The 21888-nt window shown below is 63.0% G+C and carries 24 protein-coding genes; 5 read left to right on the top strand and 19 right to left on the bottom strand.

Annotation, left to right across the window (positions count from 1 at the left end):
* Window positions 1-68: 68 nt before the first annotated feature.
* From APH34_RS09185 to APH34_RS09125, 13 genes are all read right to left on the bottom strand, one after another.
* Window positions 69-1007 (bottom strand): LD-carboxypeptidase, encoded by a 939-nt coding sequence (locus APH34_RS09185; RefSeq protein ID WP_054900862.1) that lies wholly within the window; start codon window positions 1005-1007, stop codon window positions 69-71.
* Between the two features lie 86 nt (window positions 1008-1093).
* Window positions 1094-2110, bottom strand: a complete 1017-nt coding sequence (lipA, locus tag APH34_RS09180; protein WP_054900861.1) for a lipoyl synthase — start codon at window positions 2108-2110, stop codon at window positions 1094-1096.
* A gap of 2 nt (window positions 2111-2112) precedes the next feature.
* The gene (gene lipB, locus APH34_RS09175) at window positions 2113-2760 is read right to left on the bottom strand and encodes a lipoyl(octanoyl) transferase LipB (RefSeq protein WP_054900860.1); all 648 of its coding nucleotides are present in this window, start codon (window positions 2758-2760) and stop codon (window positions 2113-2115) included.
* Window positions 2760-3035 carry a DUF493 domain-containing protein gene (locus APH34_RS09170; protein WP_054900859.1) on the bottom strand — a complete coding sequence of 92 codons (276 nt, stop codon included), beginning with the start codon at window positions 3033-3035 and terminating at the stop codon, window positions 2760-2762. Before APH34_RS09170 ends, lipB begins: the two co-directional genes overlap by 1 nt.
* 73 nt (window positions 3036-3108) lie before the next feature.
* Entirely contained in the window at window positions 3109-4269 is a 1161-nt protein-coding gene (locus APH34_RS09165) for a D-alanyl-D-alanine carboxypeptidase family protein (protein WP_054900858.1), read from the bottom strand.
* A 272-nt stretch (window positions 4270-4541) separates the two neighbouring features.
* Entirely contained in the window at window positions 4542-5543 is a 1002-nt protein-coding gene (locus APH34_RS09160) for a septal ring lytic transglycosylase RlpA family protein (protein WP_054900857.1), read from the bottom strand.
* Entirely contained in the window at window positions 5544-6554 is a 1011-nt protein-coding gene (mltB, locus tag APH34_RS09155) for a lytic murein transglycosylase B (RefSeq protein WP_054900856.1), read from the bottom strand. It abuts the gene before it with no gap.
* 17 nt (window positions 6555-6571) lie between these two features.
* Window positions 6572-7675, bottom strand: a complete 1104-nt coding sequence (rodA, locus tag APH34_RS09150) for a rod shape-determining protein RodA (protein WP_054900963.1) — start codon at window positions 7673-7675, stop codon at window positions 6572-6574.
* 38 nt (window positions 7676-7713) lie between these two features.
* Window positions 7714-9603 carry a penicillin-binding protein 2 gene (gene mrdA / locus APH34_RS09145; protein WP_054900855.1) on the bottom strand — a complete coding sequence of 630 codons (1890 nt, stop codon included), beginning with the start codon at window positions 9601-9603 and terminating at the stop codon, window positions 7714-7716.
* 16 nt (window positions 9604-9619) lie between these two features.
* A complete protein-coding gene (gene rlmH / locus APH34_RS09140; RefSeq protein ID WP_008090421.1) occupies window positions 9620-10087 on the bottom strand; it encodes a 23S rRNA (pseudouridine(1915)-N(3))-methyltransferase RlmH in 468 nt (155 codons plus the stop codon).
* Between the two features lie 9 nt (window positions 10088-10096).
* Window positions 10097-10519: a ribosome silencing factor gene (gene rsfS / locus APH34_RS09135; protein WP_012312550.1), complete on the bottom strand. Its 423-nt coding sequence runs from the start codon at window positions 10517-10519 to the stop codon at window positions 10097-10099.
* A 45-nt stretch (window positions 10520-10564) separates the two neighbouring features.
* Window positions 10565-11224, bottom strand: coding sequence for a nicotinate-nucleotide adenylyltransferase (gene nadD, locus APH34_RS09130; RefSeq protein ID WP_054900854.1), 660 nt, complete (start codon window positions 11222-11224; stop codon window positions 10565-10567).
* Window position 11225: 1 nt separating this feature from the next.
* Window positions 11226-12497 carry a glutamate-5-semialdehyde dehydrogenase gene (locus APH34_RS09125; RefSeq protein WP_054900853.1) on the bottom strand — a complete coding sequence of 424 codons (1272 nt, stop codon included), beginning with the start codon at window positions 12495-12497 and terminating at the stop codon, window positions 11226-11228.
* A gap of 204 nt (window positions 12498-12701) precedes the next feature.
* Between APH34_RS09125 and APH34_RS09120 the strand changes: the two genes are divergently transcribed.
* Window positions 12702-13409 carry a DNA-3-methyladenine glycosylase gene (locus tag APH34_RS09120; protein ID WP_054900852.1) on the top strand — a complete coding sequence of 236 codons (708 nt, stop codon included), beginning with the start codon at window positions 12702-12704 and terminating at the stop codon, window positions 13407-13409.
* Between the two features lie 3 nt (window positions 13410-13412).
* Window positions 13413-14729: a bifunctional DedA family/phosphatase PAP2 family protein gene (locus APH34_RS09115; RefSeq protein ID WP_054900851.1), complete on the top strand. Its 1317-nt coding sequence runs from the start codon at window positions 13413-13415 to the stop codon at window positions 14727-14729.
* Between the two features lie 64 nt (window positions 14730-14793).
* Here APH34_RS09115 and APH34_RS09110 read toward each other — a convergent pair whose 3' ends face one another.
* From APH34_RS09110 to APH34_RS09100, 3 genes are read right to left on the bottom strand one after another with little or no spacing between them, the layout of a single operon-like run.
* A complete protein-coding gene (locus tag APH34_RS09110) occupies window positions 14794-15384 on the bottom strand; it encodes an LON peptidase substrate-binding domain-containing protein (RefSeq protein WP_054900850.1) in 591 nt (196 codons plus the stop codon).
* Between the two features lie 9 nt (window positions 15385-15393).
* Window positions 15394-16104, bottom strand: coding sequence for an LrgB family protein (locus tag APH34_RS09105; RefSeq protein WP_177337021.1), 711 nt, complete (start codon window positions 16102-16104; stop codon window positions 15394-15396).
* A 2-nt stretch (window positions 16105-16106) separates the two neighbouring features.
* Entirely contained in the window at window positions 16107-16469 is a 363-nt protein-coding gene (locus APH34_RS09100) for a CidA/LrgA family protein (RefSeq protein ID WP_054900848.1), read from the bottom strand.
* A 143-nt stretch (window positions 16470-16612) separates the two neighbouring features.
* Between APH34_RS09100 and APH34_RS09095 the strand changes: the two genes are divergently transcribed.
* The 3 genes from APH34_RS09095 (at window position 16613) to APH34_RS09085 (ending at window position 19568) form a co-directional block, all read left to right on the top strand.
* Window positions 16613-17068 carry a MaoC family dehydratase gene (locus APH34_RS09095; RefSeq protein WP_054900847.1) on the top strand — a complete coding sequence of 152 codons (456 nt, stop codon included), beginning with the start codon at window positions 16613-16615 and terminating at the stop codon, window positions 17066-17068.
* Window positions 17069-17162: 94 nt separating this feature from the next.
* The gene (locus APH34_RS09090; protein ID WP_054900846.1) at window positions 17163-18896 is read left to right on the top strand and encodes a C13 family peptidase; all 1734 of its coding nucleotides are present in this window, start codon (window positions 17163-17165) and stop codon (window positions 18894-18896) included.
* Between the two features lie 27 nt (window positions 18897-18923).
* A complete protein-coding gene (locus APH34_RS09085) occupies window positions 18924-19568 on the top strand; it encodes an oxidoreductase (protein WP_054900845.1) in 645 nt (214 codons plus the stop codon).
* Window positions 19569-19609: 41 nt separating this feature from the next.
* Here APH34_RS09085 and APH34_RS09080 read toward each other — a convergent pair whose 3' ends face one another.
* From APH34_RS09080 to mpl, 3 genes are read right to left on the bottom strand one after another with little or no spacing between them, the layout of a single operon-like run.
* Window positions 19610-19897 carry a YceK/YidQ family lipoprotein gene (locus APH34_RS09080; RefSeq protein WP_054900844.1) on the bottom strand — a complete coding sequence of 96 codons (288 nt, stop codon included), beginning with the start codon at window positions 19895-19897 and terminating at the stop codon, window positions 19610-19612.
* Entirely contained in the window at window positions 19894-20523 is a 630-nt protein-coding gene (gene ubiX, locus APH34_RS09075; protein WP_054900843.1) for a flavin prenyltransferase UbiX, read from the bottom strand. The genes APH34_RS09080 and ubiX overlap by 4 nt, the downstream gene beginning before the upstream one ends.
* Window positions 20520-21869, bottom strand: coding sequence for a UDP-N-acetylmuramate:L-alanyl-gamma-D-glutamyl-meso-diaminopimelate ligase (mpl, locus tag APH34_RS09070; RefSeq protein ID WP_054900842.1), 1350 nt, complete (start codon window positions 21867-21869; stop codon window positions 20520-20522). The genes ubiX and mpl overlap by 4 nt, the downstream gene beginning before the upstream one ends.
* Window positions 21870-21888 lie beyond the last annotated feature (19 nt).

The raw sequence follows: 21888 nt of genomic DNA, 5'->3' as shown, positions 1-21888 counted from the left end.
GGCTCCCACAGGTACAGCCTTGTCGGAGCTGGCATGCCAGCGGTGGGCCGCCGAGCGGCCCCAAATATTCAACCCCTGAACAGGTCTTGCGCCAACACCAGGCTCAGCTTCTCGCTGTCGAGCACCACCTCGCCCCCCAGCGGCAAACACACATTCGGATCACAATGCCCACTGCGCCAGCCAGCCAGTACCGGCACGCCCAGCGGGCCAAAGATGTCCTGCAACAGCGGTGTCAAAGCCGCCACGGTAATCCCGGCGAAATCCCCCACCAGCACACCCTTCACCCCCTCCAGCTTGCCAGCCAGGCGCAACTGAGTCAGCAAACGGTCGACCCGGTACAGGGGCTCATTGACGTCCTCGATGAACAGGATGCTGCCCTGCGTATCGATCTCGGCCATCGTCCCCAGGGTTGCGCCCAGTATCGACAGGTTACCGCCCAGCAAACGCCCGCTGGCAACACCCGGTACGATGCAACTCAAGGCAAAATCGGCCGGATGCGCAATGGCATCGCCCTCCCCCAGTTGCCCGCTCAGTTGTGCCAGTAGCGAGGACTCGGTCGGCTCCCGCTTGGCCCCCAGCAGGTCAGCATTGAGCATCGCCCCATGGAAGGCCAGCAAGCCGGTATGCCGGAAGATGGCCAGGTGCAGCGCTGTGATATCGCTATAGCCGATCAACGGCTTGGGGTTACGGCGGATCAGCTCAAAGTCGAGCTGATCGAGCAGGCGCATGCTGCCGTAGCCACCACGCATGCACAAAATGGCATCGATGGCCGGGTTGGCAAAGGCATCGTGCAGATCCTGCAGGCGTTGCTGGTCCGCGCCAGCCAGATAACCTTCAGCTTGATCGACCCCCGGATAGATACGGCACCTGTAGCCGCGGCTGGCAAACCACTGGCTGGCCTTCTGCGCATCCAGCCGAGCCGGTCCGGCCGGCGCGACGATGGCAAAGCAGGCGTTACCCGGCAGCGCGGCGGGCAAGCGAGGGTCAAAGGTCTCAGTGCAAATCATTGCGACTCCTTGCAGTGCATGACGCCAAAACAACAATGCCGATGCCGCCTTTCGGCGCGCATCGGCATGTAGGGCTCAAACCAGGATCAGAGCTTGATCTTGGCTTCGTGAGCCTGCTGGTCGGCGTGGTAGGACGAACGCACCAGCGGGCCCGACGCGACGTTCTTGAAGCCCATTTTGTAGCCTTCCTCGGCGAACCAGGCAAAGGTGTCCGGGTGAACGAAGCGCTGCACCGGCAAGTGGCTGCGCGAAGGCTGCAGGTACTGGCCGAGGGTCAGCATGTCGATGTCATGCTCGCGCATGCGGTGCATCACCTCGATCACTTCCTCGTCGGTTTCGCCCAGGCCGAGCATCAGGCCCGACTTGGTCGGCACATGCGGCACCATCTGCTTGAACTTCTGCAGCAGGTCCAGCGACCAGTCGTAGTCCGAACCTGGGCGGGCGGCCTTGTACAGGCGCGGGACGGTTTCGAGGTTGTGGTTGAAGACATCCGGCGGCTCTTGCGCGGTGATCTCCAGGGCCACGTCCATACGGCCACGGTAGTCCGGCACCAGCGTCTCAAGCTGCACGCCCGGCGACAACGCGCGGATCTCACGGATGCAATCGGCGAAGTGCTGAGCACCGCCGTCACGCAGGTCGTCGCGGTCCACCGAGGTAATCACCACGTACTTCAGGCGCAGGTCGGCGATGGCGACGGCCAGGTTCTTCGGCTCGTCCACATCCAATGGCTTGGGCCGGCCGTGGCCGACGTCACAGAACGGGCAGCGACGGGTACAGATGTCACCCATGATCATGAAGGTCGCGGTGCCGCCAGAGAAGCACTCGCCCAGGTTCGGGCAGGATGCCTCTTCGCAGACACTGTGCAGCTTGTGCTTGCGCAGCAGTTGCTTGATGCGGTCTACCTCGGGGGAAACCGGGATGCGCACACGGATCCAGTCGGGCTTTTTCGGCAGCTCGTCAGTGGGGATGATCTTCACCGGGATGCGCGCGACCTTATCGGCTCCCCGCAGCTTGACCCCAGCTTCCACTTTCTTCGGCGCTGGGCGCGCGGTGGCATCCTGGGTAGGTATCAGGTTCGGCACGGCTTCTTGCACAGTTGTCATATTCAGTCGATTCCGCCCGTCAGGGTCGTCTGCTCAGCATAGTCGAGGTGCTTGACCAGCTGTCCGCGCAGCCTTGTCCTGACCTCGTCGAGTTCGATCGGACCTGCCAGGTCGCGCAACTGGGTCATGGCCAGCCCCGCATACCCACAGGGGTTGATTCGGCGGAATGGCGCAAGGTCCATATCCACGTTCAGAGCAAGGCCGTGAAAAGAACGGCCGTTGCGGATTCGCAGGCCGAGGGAGGCGATCTTCGCTCCATCGACATAGACACCCGGCGCATCGGGCTTGGCAGCGGCGCTGATACCGTAGCTGGCCAGTAGCTCGATCAGCGTCTGCTCGATGCGGCTGACCAGTTCGCGCACGCCAAAGCCCAGGCGGCGCACGTCCAGCAACAGGTAGGCCACCAGTTGCCCGGGGCCATGGTAGGTCACCTGGCCGCCGCGGTCTGTCTGCACCACCGGGATATCGCCCGGCACCAACAGGTGCTCGGCCTTGCCGGCCTGGCCCTGGGTGAAGACCGCGGGGTGCTCGACCAGCCAGACTTCGTCCTGGCTGTCCGGGCTACGCTGCTCGGTAAAGCGACGCATGGCCTCCAGCACGGGTTCATAGCGCTGCAGGCCAAGGTCGCGAAAGCCGAGACAAGCGGGCATCAGAGCACCATTTTCACGATGCCAGTCGCGCGCAAGGCACTGTTGATGTCGTGTAGCTGGTTCTCGCTTTCGGCAACGATGTGCAATTGCACCGTGGTGTACTTGCCTTCCTTGCTCTGGCGCTCGGCCAGGGTGGAAAGGTCGACCTTGGCGTGCTTGCTCAGGACTTCGATCACCATGTCCTTGAAGCCGACAACGGTGTCGCCGATGACCTTGATCGGGTAATCGACGCAGGGGAATTCGATTTTGTGTGACTTGACGTCAGGTTCGCTCATGGCGGAAACGGCCTCGTAAGCCGTGGCAACAACAACGCCCCCGCAAGATGAGCGGGGGCATGCAGGTCACGTATCAGTTGAACAACCCGTAGAAGAATAGACGGATGCTATCCCACATACGACGGAAGAAACCACCTTCCTCGACGCCATCGAGGGCGATCAGGTCGGCGCTGTGAACCACGTTCTCGTCCAGTTTGACTTCCACTTTGCCGATCACGTCACCTTTGGCGATCGGCGCGGTGAGCTGCGGGTTCATGGTCATCGAAGCCTGCAGGCGCTTCAATTGGCCTTTAGGCATAGTCATGGTCAGGTCGTTGGCCAGACCAGCCTTCACCTGGCTGGTGGCGCCTTTCCAGACTGGCGCCTGAGTCAGCTCGGTGCCCTTCTGGTAGAAGGTCTGGGTTTCGAAGAAGCGGAAACCGTAAGTCAGCAGCTTCTGGGTCTCGGCGGCACGCGCCTGCTCGCTGTTGGTACCGAACACCACGGCGATCAGGCGCTGGCCGTCACGTACGGCGGAGGCGACCATGCAGTAGCCCGCTTCGTCGGTGTGGCCAGTCTTCAGGCCGTCGACGGTCTTGTCACGCCACAGCAGCAGGTTGCGGTTTGGCTGCTTGATGTTGTTCCAGAAGAACTCTTTCTGCGAGTAGATCGCGTAGTGCGCCGGGTCTTCGTCGATGATCGCACGGGCCAGCAGGGCCATGTCGTGGGCCGAGGAGTAGTGCTCCGGGTTCGGCAGGCCAGTCGGGTTCATGAAGTGGCTGTTGGACATGCCCAGGTCGGCGGCAGTCTTGTTCATCATGTCGGCGAAAGCGTCTTCGCTGCCGGCGATGTGCTCGGACAGGGCGACCGAAGCGTCGTTACCCGACTGGATGATGATGCCGTGCAGCAGGTCGCTGACGGTGACCTGGCTGCCCACCTTGATGAACATGCGCGAACCACCGGTGCGCCAGGCATTTTCGCTGACGGTGACCGGGTCGTTCTCACCGATCTGGCCGCGGCGGATGTCCAGGGTGGCGATGTAGGCAGTCATCAGCTTGGTCAGGCTGGCTGGCGGCAGGCGCTCGTCACCGTTGTTCTCGACCAGCACGTTGCCGCTGGACGCGTCCATGAGTACGTAGGACTTGGCGGCCAGCTGCGGTGGCGATGGCATCATCTGCTCGGCTGCGAAGGCAACCGGCGTGATCATCAGCAGTACGGGCAGGCAAAGTCGTTTGGCAAGGTTGGTGATGTTCATCCGTCTCTCGAAAATCGCTAATGGTCTGAGATGTTCCCTGGGCCACATCGTGTGCCCAGCGCCAGTCAGTCTAGTTTTTGTGGCCTTCGGCCAGGCCCGCAAAATGCGGCTGCGTGTCGCCGCGGGCAAAAGCGGACATTGTACATATCCGCGCCCCGCAATTCATGACAAAACCGACAGTTTGACGTCGCCTTCTTCGCCGGTAAAGCCGCGCCCGCAAGGCAGTGCAACACCCTGCGGGAGCGGCTTTACCCGCGAAGAAAGCAACACGGTCAGTCAGCTGTGACCAGCTTGGCTTGCCCAAGGTTCGCCAGGCGGATGCTGTCCTGTGCCTGCTGGATCTCGCCCTGGCTGCCGATCGGCCCCAGGCGCACGCGGTGCAGGGTCTGCTGGTTACGCACGATGGAGCTGATGAACACTGGCGCGCTGACCATGGTGCTGAGCTTCGAGCGCAGCAGCTCGGCGGCGTCCGGGTTGGCGAAGGCGCCAACCTGCAGGAAGCTGCCGCCGTTGTTGCCCGGCACATTGTTGCCACCCACTTGCACCGGCACCACCGGCGCCGCATGTTGCTGCGGTGGCGGCGTCCATTGTTCGACACGCCCGGTGCTGGCCGGGATCGCCTGGGTCTGGGCCACCTGGGGTTCCTTGAGCACCAGTGGCGGTTGCTGGCCACGCTGGGCCCACCATTGCTGCGGGTCAATGCCTTCTACGCGCACATGCGCAGTGCCGATTTCGGCATAGCCAAGCTTCTTCGCCGCCGCGTACGACAAGTCGATGATGCGGTCGGAATAGAACGGGCCACGATCATTGACCCGCAGGATTACGCTGCGCCCGTTGGCCAGGTTGGTCACCCGTACGTAGGCCGGCAGCGGCAGTGTCTTGTGCGCCGCGCTCATGCCATAGAGGTCGTACAGCTCGCCGTTGGCGGTGTTCTGCCCGTGGAACTTGGTGCCATACCACGACGCGGTCCCCTCGGCGCGGTAGTTGCGCGCGTCCTGCATCGGGTAATAGGTCTTGCCCAGCACAGTGTAAGGGTTGGCCTTGTAGGCACCGGTGTGCACGGTCGGCGTCGCGTCGGGGATCTTGTTCACATCCACGTCCCACCACGGCGCACCGTCCTTGTGGGCCCGATTGATGTCCAGGCCGGGCTGCGAGCGCACGGTGTTACCGCTTTGCTGCGTGGTCGGGCGGCTGGAGGAACAGCTGACCAGCAGCATGCCGACGGTCATGCAGGTCAGCAGCTTGAAGGTGTTGGCAGAGAATATTGCGCGCATTTACTTGACGCCCCGTGCTAGGACCAGCTGTTCCGAAAGCTGATGCACGGCCATGGCATACATCACGCTGCGGTTGTAGCGAGTGATCGCGTAGAAGTTCTTCAGGCCCATCCAGTACTCGGGACCGTTTTCACCTTCCAGGCGGAAGGCGGTAACTGGCAGATCATCGCGCAGCGCATCATGACTCGACCAGCCCAGCGCCCGCAACTGTGCAACCGTTTTCACCGGCTCAATGCCGGTGGTCAGGCCCTCGTCGGCCCGCTCGCCACTGACCTGGGCGCGGCTGACCACACCCTGGCCGGCGACCCAGCCATGGCGCTTGAAGTAGCTGGCGACGCTGCCGATGGCGTCGTCCGGGTTGTTCCAGATATTGATGTGGCCGTCGCCATCGAAGTCCACGGCGTAATTGCGGAAACTGCTCGGCATGAACTGCGGCAGGCCCATGGCGCCGGCATAGGAGCCCTTGAGCGTCAGCGGGTCGAGCTGTTCTTCACGGGCCAGCAGCAGGTATTCACGCAGCTCCTTGCGGAAGAATTCGGCACGCGGCGGGTAGTCGAAACCCAAGGTGGACAGCGCATCGATCACCCGGTAGTTGCCGGTGTTGCGACCAAAGAAGGTTTCCACACCGATGATCGCCACGATGTATTGCGCCGGCACGCCATATTCCTGCTCGGCGCGGGCCAGCACGGCTTCGTGCTGGCGCCAGAAGTCCACCCCTCGCGCGATGCGCGCGTCGGTGATGAACATCGGGCGATACTCCTTCCACGGCTTGACCCGTTCGGCCGGACGCGAAATGGCGTCGAGGATCGATTGCTTGCGCTGCACCTCACGGAACACGCCCATCAGTTGCTCGCTGGCAAAGCCGTAGTCGCGGGCCATCTCGCCGACGAACTCGGCCACTTGCGGCGAACCGTCGTAATCGCCGGCGTGAGCCTGCTGGACAGCGCCGAACAGGCCCACCGCGCCAATCCACGGCGCACAACGGGCAGCCCAGTTACGCACTGCTTGCATTAAATTCTTCACCTTATTCAAACCTGTGCGATCCATTTGCGGTGCGTATGGATCGACATCAGAACGCCAAACGCTGACAGCAGCGTCACCAACGAAGTTCCGCCATAGCTAATGAAGGGCAGCGGCACGCCCACCACGGGCAGAAGGCCGCTGACCATACCGATATTGACGAACACATACACAAAGAAAGTCATGGTCAGGCTGCCCGCCAGCAGCTTGCCGAACAAGGTCTGCGCCTGCGCAGTGATCATCAGCCCGCGGCCGATCAGCAACAGGTAGACAATCAGCAGCAGGCAAATGCCGACCAGGCCGAACTCCTCACCCAGCACCGCAATGATGAAGTCGGTGTGGCTCTCCGGCAGGAAGTCCAGGTGCGACTGGGTGCCTAACAGCCAACCCTTGCCAAACACCCCGCCCGAGCCGATCGCCGCCTTGGACTGGATGATGTTCCAGCCAGTGCCCAGCGGGTCGCTTTCCGGGTCGAGGAAGGTCAGTACCCGCTGCTTCTGGTAGTCGTGCATGACAAAGAACCACATCGCCACGGCCACCGGCACCGCTGCCGTGACCACGCTCAGGATCCAGCGCCAGCGCAGCCCCCCCATGAACAGCACGAATGCACCGGAGGCCAGAATCAGCAGCGCAGTCCCCAGGTCCGGCTGGCGCACGATGAGGATGAACGGCATGCCGATCAGCACCAGGCTGATGGCCACATGCTTGAGGTGCGGCGGCAAGGTGCGCTTGGACAGGTACCAGGCGATGGTCGCCGGCATGATGATCTTCATGAATTCCGAGGGCTGGAAGCGGATCACCCCGGGGATGTTGATCCAGCGCGTGGCACCCATGGCGTTGTGCCCCATCACATCCACCACGATCAGCAGGAACACCCCGGCCAGGTAGGCCAGCGGCACCCAGCGGGCCATGAAACGAGGCTCGAGCTGGGCGATGACGAACATCGACACCAGGCCGATGCCGAACGAGGTAGCCTGCTTGAGCAGCAGGTCCCAGTTCTTGCCACTGGCCGAATACAGCACGAACAGGCTGCCAGCCGCGAGGGTCAGCAGAATGACCAGCAGGGGGCCGTCGATGTGGATGCGCTGCAGGAAGCTGGCGCGTCGACGCATCACGTCCTCGCTGGAGAGCATGCGATCGAAATTGTTCTTCACAGGGCCTTTTCCTGGGCGACGGTGGCAGGAGCGTACTCAGGCTTGAGCCGGCCGCTTTCATCGAGCAACCAGGCATCCATGATCTGCCGCACCACGGGCGCGGCGACACCGGAGCCGGACTCGCCGTTCTCGACCATCACCGACACCACGATCTTCGGCGCATCGGCCGGGGCGAAGGCGACGAACAACGCGTGGTCACGGTGACGCTCCTGAAGTTTGTTGCGGTCGTATTTTTCGCCTTGCTTGATGGCCACCACCTGGGCGGTACCGCTCTTGCCGGCAATGCGGTATTGCGCACCGGCCGCTGCCTTGCGTGCCGTGCCACGGGCGTTGTGCATCACCTGCTCCATGCCGTGGGTGACCTTGGCCCAATCGGATTTGTCACGCAGAACGATGTCATCCATGGGGTTAGGGTCCACCGGCTGCTGGCCTTCGATGGTCTTGGCCAGGTGCGGGCGATTCCACACACCCTTGTTGGCGATCAGCGCAGTGGCTTGCGCCAGTTGCAGCGGCGTGGCCTGCATGTAGCCCTGGCCGATCCCCAGGATCAGGGTTTCCCCCGGGAACCAGGCTTGCCGGCGGGTGGCGCGCTTCCACTCACGCGATGGCATCAGGCCGGACGACTCCTCGAACATGTCGAGGGCGACCCTCTGGCCGATGCCGAACTTGTTCATGTAAGTGGATAGCCGATCAATGCCCATTTTGTGGGCAAGATCGTAGAAGTAGGTGTCATTGGATCGCATGATGGCGGTATCCAGGTCGACCCAACCGTCGCCGGTGCGGTTCCAGTTACGGTATTTGTGATCGTAGTTGGGCAACTGGTAGTAACCGGGGTCGAACACCCGGCTGCTGGCGTTGACCACACCACTGTCCAGGCCAGCGATGGCCACCGCCGGCTTGATGGTCGAGCCCGGCGGATACAGGCCACGCAACACACGGTTGAACAACGGGCGATCGATCGAATCGCGCAATTCGGCGTAGGCTTTGAAACTGATGCCGGTGACGAACAGGTTGGGGTCGAAGCTCGGTTGGCTGACCATCGCCAGCACTTCGCCAGTGCGTGGGTCGAGCGCCACCACGGCCCCCCGACGGCCGCCCAGGGCTGCTTCGGCGGCTTCCTGCAACTTGATGTCCAGGCTCAGCACAATGTCTTTGCCCGGCTTCGGGTCGGTGCGCTTGAGCACCCGCAGCACCCGGCCACGGGCGTTGGTCTCGACTTCTTCGTAGCCGACCTGGCCGTGCAGGTCGTCTTCGTAGAACCGTTCGATGCCGGTCTTGCCGATGTGGTGGGTGCCGCTGTAGTTGACCGGATCAAGGGTCTTGAGCTCTTTCTCGTTGATCCGCCCCACGTAGCCGACCGAGTGCGCAAAATGTGCCCCCTGCGGGTAATGCCGCACCAACTGGGCGACCACTTCCACACCCGGCAGACGGAACTGGTTGACCGCCACACGGGCGATCTGCTCTTCGTTCAACTCGAACAGAATGGGCACCGGTTCGAAGGGCCGCCGCCCCTGCTTCATGCGTTTTTCGAACAGCGCACGGTCATCGGGTGTCAGCTCCAGCACTTCAACGATGCTGTCCAGTACTGCCTGCCAATCACCGGCACGCTCGCGAGTCATCGACAAGCTGAAACTAGGCCGGTTGTCGGCAACGACCACGCCGTTGCGGTCGAAGATCAGCCCGCGGGTCGGCGGGATCGGCTGCACGTGCACCCGGTTGTTCTCCGACAGCGTCGAGTGATAGTCGTACTGGATGATCTGCAGGTAGTAAAGCCGCGCAATCAGCACGCAAATGAGCAGGATGATCGCCACCGCGCCGACCACGACGCGGTTACGCACCAGGCGGGCGTCTTTCTCGTGGTCCTTGAGACGGATCGGCTGCGACATCTGACTGCTTACAGGCTCATTTGTGGTAAGGGTGCCCGGACAACACTGTCCAGGCGCGATAGATCTGCTCGCCGATGAGTATCCTTACCAACGGGTGCGGCAACGTCAGCGGCGACAACGACCAGCGTTGCTCGGCCCGCGCACAGACCTCCGGTGCCAGCCCTTCCGGGCCGCCCACCATCAGGTTCACCGTCCGCGAGTCCAGGCGCCAGCGGTCCAGCTCGGTCGCCAGCTGCTCGGTACTCCAGGGCTTGCCATGGACCTCGAGGGTGACAATGCGTTCCCCGGGTTGAACCTTGCTCAGCATGGCCTCGCCCTCCTGACGGATCAGGCGGGCGACGTCGGCATTCTTGCCACGGGTGTTCAGCGGAATTTCCACCAGCTCTAGCGACAGCTCCTGGGGCAGGCGCTTGGCATATTCATGCCAGCCTTCCTCGACCCACTTGGGCATGCGCGAGCCGACCGCGATCAGGCGCAGACGCACGACGCTTCCTTATTCCCGGTCTTTGAGCTTGTCGGTGAAGTAGTCGCTGGCGTTTTCCGGGCTGTGGTGCTTGGCATCGGCCGCACGGCTTTGCTCGGCACCCAGCCACAGGCGCTCCAGGTCGTAGAACTGGCGGGCAGCGGCGGTCATCATGTGCACGATGACGTCGTTGAGGTCCAGCAACACCCAGTCGCTGTCGCCCTTGCCTTCTTCGCCCAGCGGCTGCGCGCCTTCTTTCTTGACCGCTTCACGGACCTTTTCCAGCATTGCGTTGATCTGGCGGTTGGAGGTACCGGTGGCAATGATCATGTAGTCGGTCAGGCTGTGCTTCTCGCGCACGTCGATGACCTGGATATCCTGGGCCTTGACGTCTTCCAGAGCGCTAATGGTCAGTTTGACCAGTTCTTCGCCATTGATTTTTTGCTTGCTCATATAAAACTCGTTCAACTCGTAGGATGAGGCGCCCGCAGGGCACCGTCAGTTAGGCACACGATACAGTTCGTGCGCCTCGATGTAGGCCAGTACGGCGTCCGGCACCAGGAACCTCACCGATTTGCCGCTGGCCAGCAGCTGTCGGATCTGTGTAGCCGACACCGCGAGCGGCGTCTGCCAGACGAACGAAATATTCCCCGCCGGGCCGGACATGGCGGTGGGATCGCTCTCGGAGCGCGCAGCCAGCAGGTTGCGCAGCTCGTCAGGGGGTTCAACGTCGGCATCCGGGCGTTGCAGCACCAGGATGTGACAGTGTTGCAGTAGTTCTTCCCAGCGGTGCCAGCCCGGCAAGCCGCAGAAGGCGTCCCAACCGAGCACCAGGAACAGCTGGTCGTCGGCGCCCAGTTCAGCACGGATCGATTCCAGCGTATCGATGGTGTACGACGGCTTGTCACGCTCAAGCTCACGGGCATCCACGCTCAGGCACTCGACGCCCTGCACGGCGCTGCGCACCATGGCCAGGCGATCTTCGGCTGCCACTTGCGGGGTGTCGCGGTGCGGCGGACGGGCGTTGGGCAGCAGGCGCAGTTCATCCAGCGCCATGAACTCGGCCACCTCCAGCGCGCTGCGCAGGTGGCCGATGTGCACGGGGTCGAAAGTACCACCGAGAATGCCGATACGCCGGACTGCCTGGGCCTTGCTCAACTCAGCAGGACTCCTGGCCGCGTAGCTGGCCGTCGCCGATCACGACATACTTCTCGCAGGTCAGCCCTTCCAGGCCGACCGGGCCACGGGCGTGCAGCTTGTCGGTGGAGATGCCGATTTCTGCACCCAGGCCGTATTCGAAACCATCGGCGAAGCACGTCGGGGTATTGAGCATCACCGACGCCGAGTCGACCTCAGCCATGAACTGGCGAGCCTGGCCCTGGTGTTCGGTGATGATCGAGTCGGTGTGGTGCGAGCCATAGTGGTTGATGTGCTCGATGGCCTGGTCCAGGCCGTCGACCACACGGACCGACAGAATAGCGTCGAGGTACTCGGTATGCCAATCGTCTTCTGTGGCCGGCTTGGCCTCGATCAGTGCACGGGTACGTTCGCAGCCACGCAGCTCGACGCCTTTTTCCTGGAAGCGACGGGCCATTTCTGGCAGGAAGCCTTGCGCCACGCGCTGATCGACCAACAGGGTTTCCATCGCACCGCAAATGCCATAACGGTAGGTCTTGGCATTGAAGGCAACGCGCCAGGCCTTGTCCAGATCGGCATGCTCAGCCACATAGACATGGCAGATACCGTCCAGGTGCTTGATCACCGGCACCCGGGCATCACGGCTGATGCGCTCGATCAGGCCACGGCCACCGCGGGGGACGATGACATCGACGAACTCCGGCATGCTGATCAGCGCGCCGACGGCTTCCCGGTCGGTGGTCTCGACCACTTGCACCACGGCCGCCGGCAGGTCGGCTTCGGCCAGGCCGCGCTGGATGCAGGTGGCGATCGCGCGGTTGGAGTGGATGGCCTCGGAGCCCCCACGCAGGATGGTGGCGTTGCCCGACTTCAGGCACAGGCTGGCGGCATCGATGGTCACATTGGGACGCGACTCGTAGATGATCCCGATCACCCCCAGCGGTACACGCATCTTGCCGACCTGGATGCCCGACGGGCGATAGCTCATGTCACGGATGGCGCCGACCGGGTCCGGCAGGCTGGCCACCTGACGCAGGCCGGTGATCATGCCGTCGATGCGCGCCGGAGTCAGTGCCAGGCGGTCCAGCAGCGCCGGCTCCAGGCCATTGGCACGGCCGGCGGCCAGGTCCAGTTCGTTGGCTGCGGCGAGCTCGGCACGGGCGGCGTCCAGCGCATCGGCGGCGGCCTGCAGGGCGCGGTTCTTCTGCGCGGTGCTGGCACGCGCGATCACCCGGGACGCCTGGCGAGCGGAGCGACCCAAACGGGTCATATAGTCAAGAACGGACTCAGTCATGGGTTCGATGTCTTGGCGAAGGGGAAATCGACTGATTATAACTGTCGTACAGGTATACGCCCAGCGGCGGGTGGCGGATGGTAGAAAATGGCTGATCGAAAGAGGTAGGAAAGATGTAACCGGTCTTAACGAGTTGTCCTGATTCAGCCTCGATTAAGCCATTCATTGCTATCATCCGCGCCTTCACCACGACGAACCGCCAGCATGCCAGACACCACCCCCTGCCCTGCCCGCGCCCTGCCCGACAGCTTCTTCGATCGCGACGCCCAAACCTTGGCCAAGGCCCTGCTGGGCAAGGTCATCCGCCATCGCCATGGCGACCTGTGGCTGGCAGCGCGAATCATCGAGACCGAGGCCTACTACCTCACCGACAAGGGTAGCCACGCCTCGCTTGGCTATACCGAGAAACGCAAGGCGCTGTTCCTCGACGGTGGGCACATCTATATGTATTACGCCCGCGGCGGCGACTCGCTGAACTTCAGCGCCCACGGCCCTGGCAACGCGGTATTGATAAAGTCCGCCTACCCCTGGGTGGACGCCATTTCCGATGCCAACAGCCTGGCCCAGATGCAGTTGAACAACCCCGATGCCAGTGGCAACCTGCGGCCCGCCGAGCGCCTGTGTGCCGGCCAGACCCTGCTGTGTCGCGCCCTGGGCCTGAAAGTGCCGGATTGGGACGCCCAGCGTTTCGACGCCGAGCGCCTGTACGTCGAAGATTGCGGCATCGCCGTACCGAAGGTTATCCAGGCAGCACGCCTGGGCATCCCCCATGGCCGCGACGAGCATTTGCCCTACCGCTTCGTCGACGCCGAATTTGCCCGTTTCTGCACCCGGAACCCGCTGCGCCGTGGCCAGGTCGAAGGGCGGGACTTCTCCATAATTGAACGCCCCCTCACTCAAGAAGGAAGCTGAAACATGGGCCAATGGCTCGACAGCTTGACTGGCTGGCTCAGTGCAAACCCGCAGTGGCTTGGCCTGGCCATCTTCCTGGTGGCTTGCATCGAGTGCCTGGCCATCGCCGGCATCATCGTGCCAGGCACGGTATTACTGTTCGCGGTGGCAGTGCTGGCCGGCAGCGGCACCTTCAGCCTGGGTGAAACATTGCTGCTGGGGTTTCTCGGTGGCGTGCTCGGTGACGCCTTGTCCTACGCGATAGGTAAATACTTCCACCAGAACATCCGCCGCCTGCCACTGCTGCGTCACCACCCGGAATGGATCGGCAGTGCCGAGGCCTATTTCCAACGGTACGGCATCGCCAGCCTGCTGGTAGGCCGGTTCATCGGCCCGTTGCGACCGATGCTGCCGATGGTCGCCGGCATGTTCGACATGCCACTACCGCGGTTCATCGCGGTCAGCCTGGTGGCGGGCGCCGGCTGGTCGGTGGCCTACCTGTTGCCGGGCTGGGCCACTGGGGCGGCCATGCGCCTGCCGCTGCCGGAAGGTTTCTGGCTCGACGCCGGCATTGTCGCAGGCACTTTGGCAGTGTTGATCGGCCTGAGCCTGAACAGCAGCATTCGCGACCAGCGCCACGGCACCCGGCTGATCGCTGGCTTGAGCTTCCTGGCGTTGGCCGGGGTGTTTCTGGGCTGGCCGTACCTTCAGGCGTTCGACCAAGGGGTGATGACCCTGGTCCAGGAACACCGCAGCCGCGCCATCGACGGGACCGTGGTGCTGGTGACCCGCCTGGGTGATTTCCGCACCCAGCTGTTCCTCGGCGGGCTGCTCACCGCCTTGCTGCTGCTCGCCCGCCAATGGCGCCATGCCGTGTTCGCCGGCGCCACACTGCTGGGCACGGCCATCGCCAATGGCTCGTTGAAATGGCTGTTCGCCCGGGCGCGCCCGGAAGTGCTGACCGACCCGCTGACCAGCTACAGCATGCCCAGCGGGCACAGTTCGGCATCGTTTGCGTTCTTTCTGGTGCTGGCGGTGCTGGCCGGGCGCGCGCAACCGCCGCGCATGCGCCTGACCTGGGTAATGCTGGGCTGTATTCCGGCACTGGCAATCGCCCTGTCGCGGGTATACCTGGGGGCGCACTGGCCGACCGACGTGCTGGCCGGGGCCCTGCTGGCATGCTGCGTATGTGCAGCGAGCCTGACGCTGGTGCAGTACCGTCAACCGCTCAATGCACTACCACAGCGGGTGTGGTGGCTGGTGTTGCCGGCCTGTATTGCGCTGCTGGCGTTTTTTGCCATGCATGCACTGCCGCATGCGCTGGCGCGTTACCAGTACTGAGGTCGCCTGTGGTGGCCTCTTCGCAGCTAAAACACAAAGAGGCCATGCAGACAGCCCTGATCAATCAGGCAAACAATTCACCTTGAATCCGCTCCAGCAGCCTCTGAATCTCTGCCAGCCGCTCTGATGGGGAGTCGATCACCAGCAGGTCCAGCTTGTCTTCCTCCATGAACGGCAGCAGATAGGCCAGCTGATTGGCCAGCGCCTGGCGCCCATCGATCGCTCGGGGCATGTCCAGGGCCTCGACCATCGGATGCTCGCCCAGCGCCACCAGCAGGGCGAGCAAGTCATCATCCTGCTCGGTCAAGGGGCTGTCCGCCTGCTCGGGCAACCAGTGCACGTCACCCACCAGCAACTGGTCCTTCTGCACCTCGCTTTGGTTCAGTTCGAAGCGCCGCACCCCCTCCACACGGATGCCCAACAAGCCGTTTTCCTGCTGGACGAAATCCCGGACCATCGCTTCGCAGCCGATCGACGCGACCACAGGTGGCGCCTTGCCGACCTGCTCACCTTCGAGGATGCACACCACGCCAAAGCCCGTGCCCTGTTTCATGCAGCGGCCGATCATGTCCAGGTAGCGCGCCTCGAAGATCTGCAGGTCGAGCAGGCAACCGGGAAACAGCACGGTATTGAGGGGAAACAGCGGTAGCGTCATCACAACTCCTCAAGCCACCAGGCTGACCGCCAGCGGCAGGAAAACCGCCGTGGCCACCCCCATCAGGCTCATCGCCAGCGCGGCAAACGCGCCGCACTCGTCACTTTCCTGCAGGGCCACCGAAGTGCCTACGGCATGCGCCGTCACACCCAGCGACATACCACGGGCCTCGGGGCTGTTCACACCAAAACGGCTCAACAGCGCCGGGCCGAAAATGGCCCCGATCACGCCAGTGATCAGCACGAACACCGCTGCCAGCGCCGCGACGCCGCCAATCTGTTCGGCCACCAGCATGGCAATCGGCGAAGTAACCGACTTGGGCGCCATGGTCATCAGGATCATGTGCTCGGCACCGAACCACCAGCCCAGCAGCAGGCAGCACACCGTGGCGAACAGGCCCCCGAGTACCAGCGTAGTAAATGTCGGCCAGAACAGCTGACGGATACGCCGCAGGTTGAGGTACAGCGGCACGGCCAAGGCCACCGTAGCAGGCCCCAGAAGAATGTTCATGATTTCGGTGCTTTTGCGGTATTCACGGTAGTCGATGCCACAGGCCAGCAATACGCCAATGACCAGCAGCATCGACACCAGCACCGGCTGCAGGAAGATCCAGCGGGTTTTTTCGTAAGCCGCCAGCACGATCTGGTAAGCCCCCAATGTAACGCCGATACCAAACAGCGGGTGGTGGACGACAGCATCGAGCGCGCCTTGCCAGTCCAGGTTCATGGCAACTCCTCGCGCTTGCGTTGGCGATGCATCAGCGTTTGCATCAGCACACCGACGAAGACCAGGGTGACCAGGCAAGAGATCAGCAAGGCCCCAGCGATGGCCCAGAAGTCAGCCGCGATGTCCTTGGCGTAAACCATTACCCCGACCGCTGGCGGTACCAACAGCAACGGCAGATAGCGCAACAGGCTGCTGGCCGCTTCGTTCAGCGGCTTGCCGACTTCGCCACGGGCCATCAGGAAGAACAACAATAGCAACAGGCCGATAATCGGCCCCGGCAGAATCGGCACGAGCAGATGATTGATCGCCGTACCCAGCAGTTGAAAAAACACCAGCCAGGTCAAACCACGCAACAGCATAAGGATCTCCTTCGAGCATGCCGGCCATTATAAGCATGCCCTGCCTATATGCCGATATTCGCCGAAAAGCAGGCAACTTGACTGAAACGGTTCGCCGTGCTGATCTTGCACTTTCGTACCAAATGAGAACCTGGAGAGTCGCGATGCCCCATGTACCGGTTAACGAACTTTCGCAGTACGTTGGAAAGGAGCTGGGACGCTCCGACTGGCTGAAGATCGATCAGCAGCGCATCAACCTGTTCGCCGAGGCCACCGGCGATTTTCAATTCATCCATGTCGACCCGGAAAAGGCGGCTAAAACCCCGTTCGGCGGCACCATTGCGCACGGCTTTCTGACGCTGTCGTTGATCCCCACGCTGATGGAAGACATTCTCGTGCTGCCTGAAGGGTTGAAGATGGTGGTCAACTACGGCCTGGATAGCGTGCGCTTCATTCAGCCGGTGAAAGTCGACAGCAAGGTGCGGCTGAAGGTGGAGCTGGGCGAGGTGACGGAGAAAAAGCCTGGGCAGTGGCTGCTCAAAGCGACCGCGACCCTTGAAATCGAGGGGGAAGAGAAGCCCGCCTATATTGCCCAACCGCTTTCGCTCTGCTTCGTCTGACGGCCTTCGGGGCCGCCGCGCGGCCCCGTGCCATGGCTGTCTCATTGCCCCCATTGTGCGGCATACTCGGCAGATCTTTTGCCTGGATTCCGCCATGCGTCCTCTGCTCCCCCTTGCCCTGACACTGATGCTCGCTGCCTGCGGCGATGGCGAAGCGCTGTCGCCACCGGACGCCCGACTGCCCGACGGCGGCCGCTATCGGGGCCAAGTGGTGGACGGCCTGCTGCAAGGCGAAGGGCGCATCGATTACCCCAATGGCAGCTGGTACGCCGGGGGTTTCAAGGATGGTCAGTGGCATGGCCAGGGCCAATGGCATGGCAGCAATGGCGAGGTCTATCGCGGGCAGTTCGCTGCTGGCCTGTTCGATGGCCTGGGCGACCTGACCACGCCGGGCAGCCACTACGCTGGCACCTTCAGTCATGGCCGGCGCGATGGCGAGGGCACGCTCAAGCAGGCCGACCAGACCTACCGTGGCCAGTTCAAGGACGACCAGTACGAAGGCGCGGGGCAGCTCGAACTGGCCGACGGCAGCCGTTACCAGGGGCTGTTCGCCAAGGGCAAACCCAACGGGGCCGGCGTGCGCAGCGATGCCAGCGGCAACCAGTTCAGTGGCCGCTTCGTCGATGGCCAGTTGCAAGGCAGCGGCACCTACGACAGCGTCGATGGCGAGCAATACATTGGCGAATTCAAGGACAACCGCCTGGAAGGTCGCGGCCGCTACGAAAATGCCGACGGCGATGTGTGGATCGGCGAATTCAAGGATGGCTCGCTCACTGGCCAAGGCGAACTGTTGGGCAGTGACGGCAGCCACTACAAGGGCAGCTTCATCGATTGGCGGCTGTCCGGCCAGGGCAATCTGCGATTGCCCGATGGCAGCACCTACATAGGCGGTTTCGAAAACGATGCTTATCACGGCCAAGGCAAACTGACCCTGGCCAATGGCAAGGTTGAAAGCGGCACCTGGGTCAATGGGGTACGCGTGCGCGACCAAACAGGCAAGTTACTGCCCGACCCGCTCGACCTGGGCCTGCTCAATCAGGGCCGGCTGCTGGATGAAGCCCTGGCCCGAGTGCCACGCTCCGTTGCGCCGATCCAACTCTACAGCCTGGTACTGGCAGGCGACGGCCAGCAGAGCGTGTTCATGCGCGAGGCCGATTACGTGAGCAACATGCTCAAGGTGCGCTTCGGCGCCCGCGGCCAGATCACCCTGGTCAACCACCGCGACCAGTTGGCGACGCGGCCCATGGCCACCCGCGAGAACCTGACCCGGGCCGCCCGCACCCTGGCCGAGCGCACTGGCCCGCAAGACCTGGTGTTCATTTACCTCACCAGCCACGGTAGCCAGGACCACCAGCTGGTGCTGGACCAACCGCGCCTGCAACTGGCCGACCTGTCCGCCGACCAGCTGGCCAGCGCCCTGGCGCCGCTCAAGGAGCGCGACAAGGTGATTGTCATCTCCGCCTGCTATTCCGGGGGGTATATTGCACCCCTAAAAGACGAGCGCACGGTGATCATGACCGCCGCACGTGCGGACCGGGTGTCCTTCGGCTGCTCGGAAGAAGCGGATTTCACCTATTTCGGTGACGCCCTGTTCGCCCAGGCGCTGAACCAGACCGACGACCTGAAACAGGCGTTTGAACTGGCGCGTACCAGTGTTGCCGAAAGGGAACGAAGGGACGGGTTCGAAGCCTCCGAGCCCCAACTCTGGGCACCGCCCGCAGTACTGGACCATTGGCATCGACTGCGCCAGCAACAGGCCGAGGAGGCCTTGCGTAATGCCGCACAAGCGCACACGCAGCGACAGGCAAAAAAGCCCGGCAACCACTAAGCTTGTGTGTAACAAGGGAGAGACATCATGTACTTGACGCCTCAGCATGTCCTGCTTGCCGGAGCCACTGGGCTGACCGGTGAACACCTGCTTGACCGCCTGCTCAACGAGCCGACCATCAGCCGTGTCCTGGCACCGACCCGGCGGCCGCTGGCCAAGCACCCGCACCTGGAAAACCCGGTAGGTGATCCGGCGGTATTTCTCCCGCAACTGGCTGGCCGTGTCGATATTGCCTATTGCTGCCTGGGCACCACGCTCAAGCAAGCGGGCTCCGAACAGGCATTTCGCGCCGTGGACCTGGACATGGTCGTGGCTTTCAGCAAGCGCGCCCGGGAAATGGGGGCACGCCACCTGTTGGTGGTCAGCGCCATCGGTGCCGATCCCAACTCGTCGATTTTCTACAATCGGGTCAAGGGCGAAATGGAAGAGGCACTCAAGGCTCAGGACTGGCCGCAGCTGACGATCGTCAGGCCGTCGCTGCTGCTGGGGGACCGCATCGAGCCACGGCTTGGCGAACGTCTGGCCTCACCTTTTGCACGGCTGATCCCTGGCAAGTACCGCGGCATCGAAGCCTGCACCTTGGCACGCGCGCTGTGGCGACTGGCTCTGGAAGAAGAAGACGGGCTTCGCATTGTCGAGTCCGATGAGCTGCGCCGCCTCGGGAAAATCTAGCGCTTGGCTGCAAACCACTCCCAGCCCCCGGCGGGCGGCCTTTACAGGCCCCCGCTGGCCTGAAACGTGATACCGGCTGCGGTCAGCAAAGACAGTGGCAATATCAGGGTATCGAGCAGCATGCTCCCCGGCAGGTCCAGCCGCGGGAAGGCCGGGGCCTCGGCCCCGAAACGATATTTTGGGCAACATCCGCCATTGATCACATACAGATCCAGCCTGGTCCCGGCATACACCACCGGCGCACCCGGGCTGTTGGCATCCAGCGTGCGCACAGTGGCGCAGCCACTGAACAATGTCATCGCCAGCACCCCACCCAACACGCGCTTCAATCATCGACCCCAAAGTGATGCTCACCCCAGCGCGGCAACATGTCCTGCGGGATATCCAACAGATTGAGGATGCGCGCCACCACGAAATCGACCAGATCATCGATGGTCTGCGGCTGATGGTAAAAACCGGGTGCCGCAGGAAGAATGACCGCCCCCATCTGCGACAGCTTGAGCATGTTTTCCAGGTGGATGGTGGACAGGGGTGCCTCGCGCGGCACCAGGATCAACTGGCGACGCTCCTTGAGCGTCACGTCGGCGGCGCGCTCAATCAGGTTGTTGCACGCACCGGTGGCGATGGCCGACAGCGTCCCGGTGGAACAGGGCACCACCACCATCGCCGCCGGCGCACCGGAGCCCGAGGCCACCGGCGACATCCAGTCTTCCTTGCCATACACGCGGACCTGCCCGTCGGCAGCGCCCGTGTATTCGGTCAGAAACGCCTGCATGGCCTGGGGCTTGGCCGGCAGCACCACGTCCGTCTCGGTGGCCATTACCAGTTGCGCAGCCTTGGAGATGAGGAAATGCACCTCACGGTCCTCACGCACCAGGCAATCGAGTAGGCGCAGGCCATACTGCGCCCCGGAGGCACCGGTCATGGCCAGGGTGATGCGTTCCGGCCCGTTCACTTCAATGCCTCGGCCAACTTGCTGTGCAGGCCACCAAAGCCGCCGTTGCTCATGATCACCACGTGCGTCCCCGGCCGCGCCTGGCCCTTGACCCGCTCGATGATCGCTTCGAGGCTGTCGGCGACGACGCTCGGCACGGTGCACTGCGCGGCCGTGGCAGCCAAGTCCCAGCCCAGGTTGGCCGGCGCATACCAGATGACCTGGTCGGCATCATTGACGCTTTCCGGCAGGCCATCACGGTGCGCCCCCAGCTTCATCGAGTTGGAGCGCGGCTCGATGATGGCGATTACTGGCGCCTCGCCTACCCGCTTGCGCAGGCCATCTAGGGTGGTGGCGATCGCCGTCGGGTGGTGGGCGAAGTCGTCGTAGAGGGTCACGCCCTGCACTTCAGCGACCTTCTCCATGCGCCGTTTGACGCTTTTGAACGCGCTCAAACCCTCGATCGCCATGGCAGGCACTACCCCTACATGGCGTGCCGCCGCCAACGTGGCCAGGGCATTGGCCACGTTGTGCTGGCCGGTCAGAGGCCAGTCCACCACACCCTGGGCTTCACCCTCGAACAGCACTTCGAAGCGCGAGCCGTCGGCGCTCAGCAAGCGTGCCTGCCATTGGCCACCTTCACCGGTGGTCTGCACCGGGGTCCAGCAGCCCATGCCGATCACCCGGTCAAGCGCCTGCTCGGTGGTTGGGTGGATCACCAGGCCTTCGCTCGGAATGGTACGCACCAGGTGGTGGAACTGCCGCTCGATGGCAGCCAGATCAGGGAAGATGTCCGCATGATCGAACTCGAGATTGTTCAGGATCGCAGTACGCGGGTGGTAGTGAACGAACTTGGATCGTTTGTCGAAGAAGGCACTGTCGTACTCATCCGCCTCCACCACGAAGAACGGGGTACCACCCAGGCGGGCCGACACCGAGAAATTCTGCGGTACACCACCGATCAGGAAACCAGGGCTCATGCCCGCGTGCTCCAGTACCCAGGCCAGCATGCTGCTGGTCGTGGTCTTGCCGTGGGTGCCGGCCACGGCCAGCACCCAGCGGCCCTGCAACACATGGTCTGCCAACCACTGCGGGCCGGACACGTAGGGCAAGCCCTTGTTGAGCACATACTCGACCGCCGGGTTGCCCCGCGACATGGCATTGCCAATGACCACAAGGTCTGGCGCCGGGTCCAGCTGGGCCGGGTCGTAGCCTTGGGTCAGCTCGATGCCCTGGGCTTCGAGCTGGGTACTCATAGGGGGGTAGACATTGGCGTCCGACCCTGTGACATGGTGGCCCAGCTCTTTGGCCAGCACCGCCAGCGAACCCATGAAAGTGCCGCAAATACCGAGAATATGAATATGCATGGTCGACCTCGCAAAACGT

Source organism: Pseudomonas sp. NBRC 111131 (assembly GCF_001320525.1).
Taxonomy (GTDB): domain Bacteria; phylum Pseudomonadota; class Gammaproteobacteria; order Pseudomonadales; family Pseudomonadaceae; genus Aquipseudomonas; species Aquipseudomonas ceruminis.
The sequence above is the reverse complement of the archived record's forward strand: the minus strand, read 5'-3'. Positions and strand labels throughout refer to the sequence as shown.

Coding starts and splice junctions, on each gene's coding strand:
- APH34_RS09185 (WP_054900862.1), bottom strand. CDS start 1,007: ATGATTTGCACTGAGACCTTTGACCCTCGCTTGCCCGCCGCGCTGCCG.
- lipA (WP_054900861.1), bottom strand. CDS start 2,110: ATGACAACTGTGCAAGAAGCCGTGCCGAACCTGATACCTACCCAGGAT.
- lipB (WP_054900860.1), bottom strand. CDS start 2,760: ATGCCCGCTTGTCTCGGCTTTCGCGACCTTGGCCTGCAGCGCTATGAA.
- APH34_RS09170 (WP_054900859.1), bottom strand. CDS start 3,035: ATGAGCGAACCTGACGTCAAGTCACACAAAATCGAATTCCCCTGCGTC.
- APH34_RS09165 (WP_054900858.1), bottom strand. CDS start 4,269: ATGAACATCACCAACCTTGCCAAACGACTTTGCCTGCCCGTACTGCTG.
- APH34_RS09160 (WP_054900857.1), bottom strand. CDS start 5,543: ATGCGCGCAATATTCTCTGCCAACACCTTCAAGCTGCTGACCTGCATG.
- mltB (WP_054900856.1), bottom strand. CDS start 6,554: ATGCAAGCAGTGCGTAACTGGGCTGCCCGTTGTGCGCCGTGGATTGGC.
- rodA (WP_054900963.1), bottom strand. CDS start 7,675: ATGCGTCGACGCGCCAGCTTCCTGCAGCGCATCCACATCGACGGCCCC.
- mrdA (WP_054900855.1), bottom strand. CDS start 9,603: ATGTCGCAGCCGATCCGTCTCAAGGACCACGAGAAAGACGCCCGCCTG.
- rsfS (WP_012312550.1), bottom strand. CDS start 10,519: ATGAGCAAGCAAAAAATCAATGGCGAAGAACTGGTCAAACTGACCATT.
- APH34_RS09125 (WP_054900853.1), bottom strand. CDS start 12,497: ATGACTGAGTCCGTTCTTGACTATATGACCCGTTTGGGTCGCTCCGCT.
- APH34_RS09120 (WP_054900852.1), top strand. CDS start 12,702: ATGCCAGACACCACCCCCTGCCCTGCCCGCGCCCTGCCCGACAGCTTC.
- APH34_RS09115 (WP_054900851.1), top strand. CDS start 13,413: ATGGGCCAATGGCTCGACAGCTTGACTGGCTGGCTCAGTGCAAACCCG.
- APH34_RS09110 (WP_054900850.1), bottom strand. CDS start 15,384: ATGACGCTACCGCTGTTTCCCCTCAATACCGTGCTGTTTCCCGGTTGC.
- APH34_RS09100 (WP_054900848.1), bottom strand. CDS start 16,469: ATGCTGTTGCGTGGTTTGACCTGGCTGGTGTTTTTTCAACTGCTGGGT.
- APH34_RS09095 (WP_054900847.1), top strand. CDS start 16,613: ATGCCCCATGTACCGGTTAACGAACTTTCGCAGTACGTTGGAAAGGAG.
- APH34_RS09090 (WP_054900846.1), top strand. CDS start 17,163: ATGCGTCCTCTGCTCCCCCTTGCCCTGACACTGATGCTCGCTGCCTGC.
- APH34_RS09085 (WP_054900845.1), top strand. CDS start 18,924: ATGTACTTGACGCCTCAGCATGTCCTGCTTGCCGGAGCCACTGGGCTG.
- mpl (WP_054900842.1), bottom strand. CDS start 21,869: ATGCATATTCATATTCTCGGTATTTGCGGCACTTTCATGGGTTCGCTG.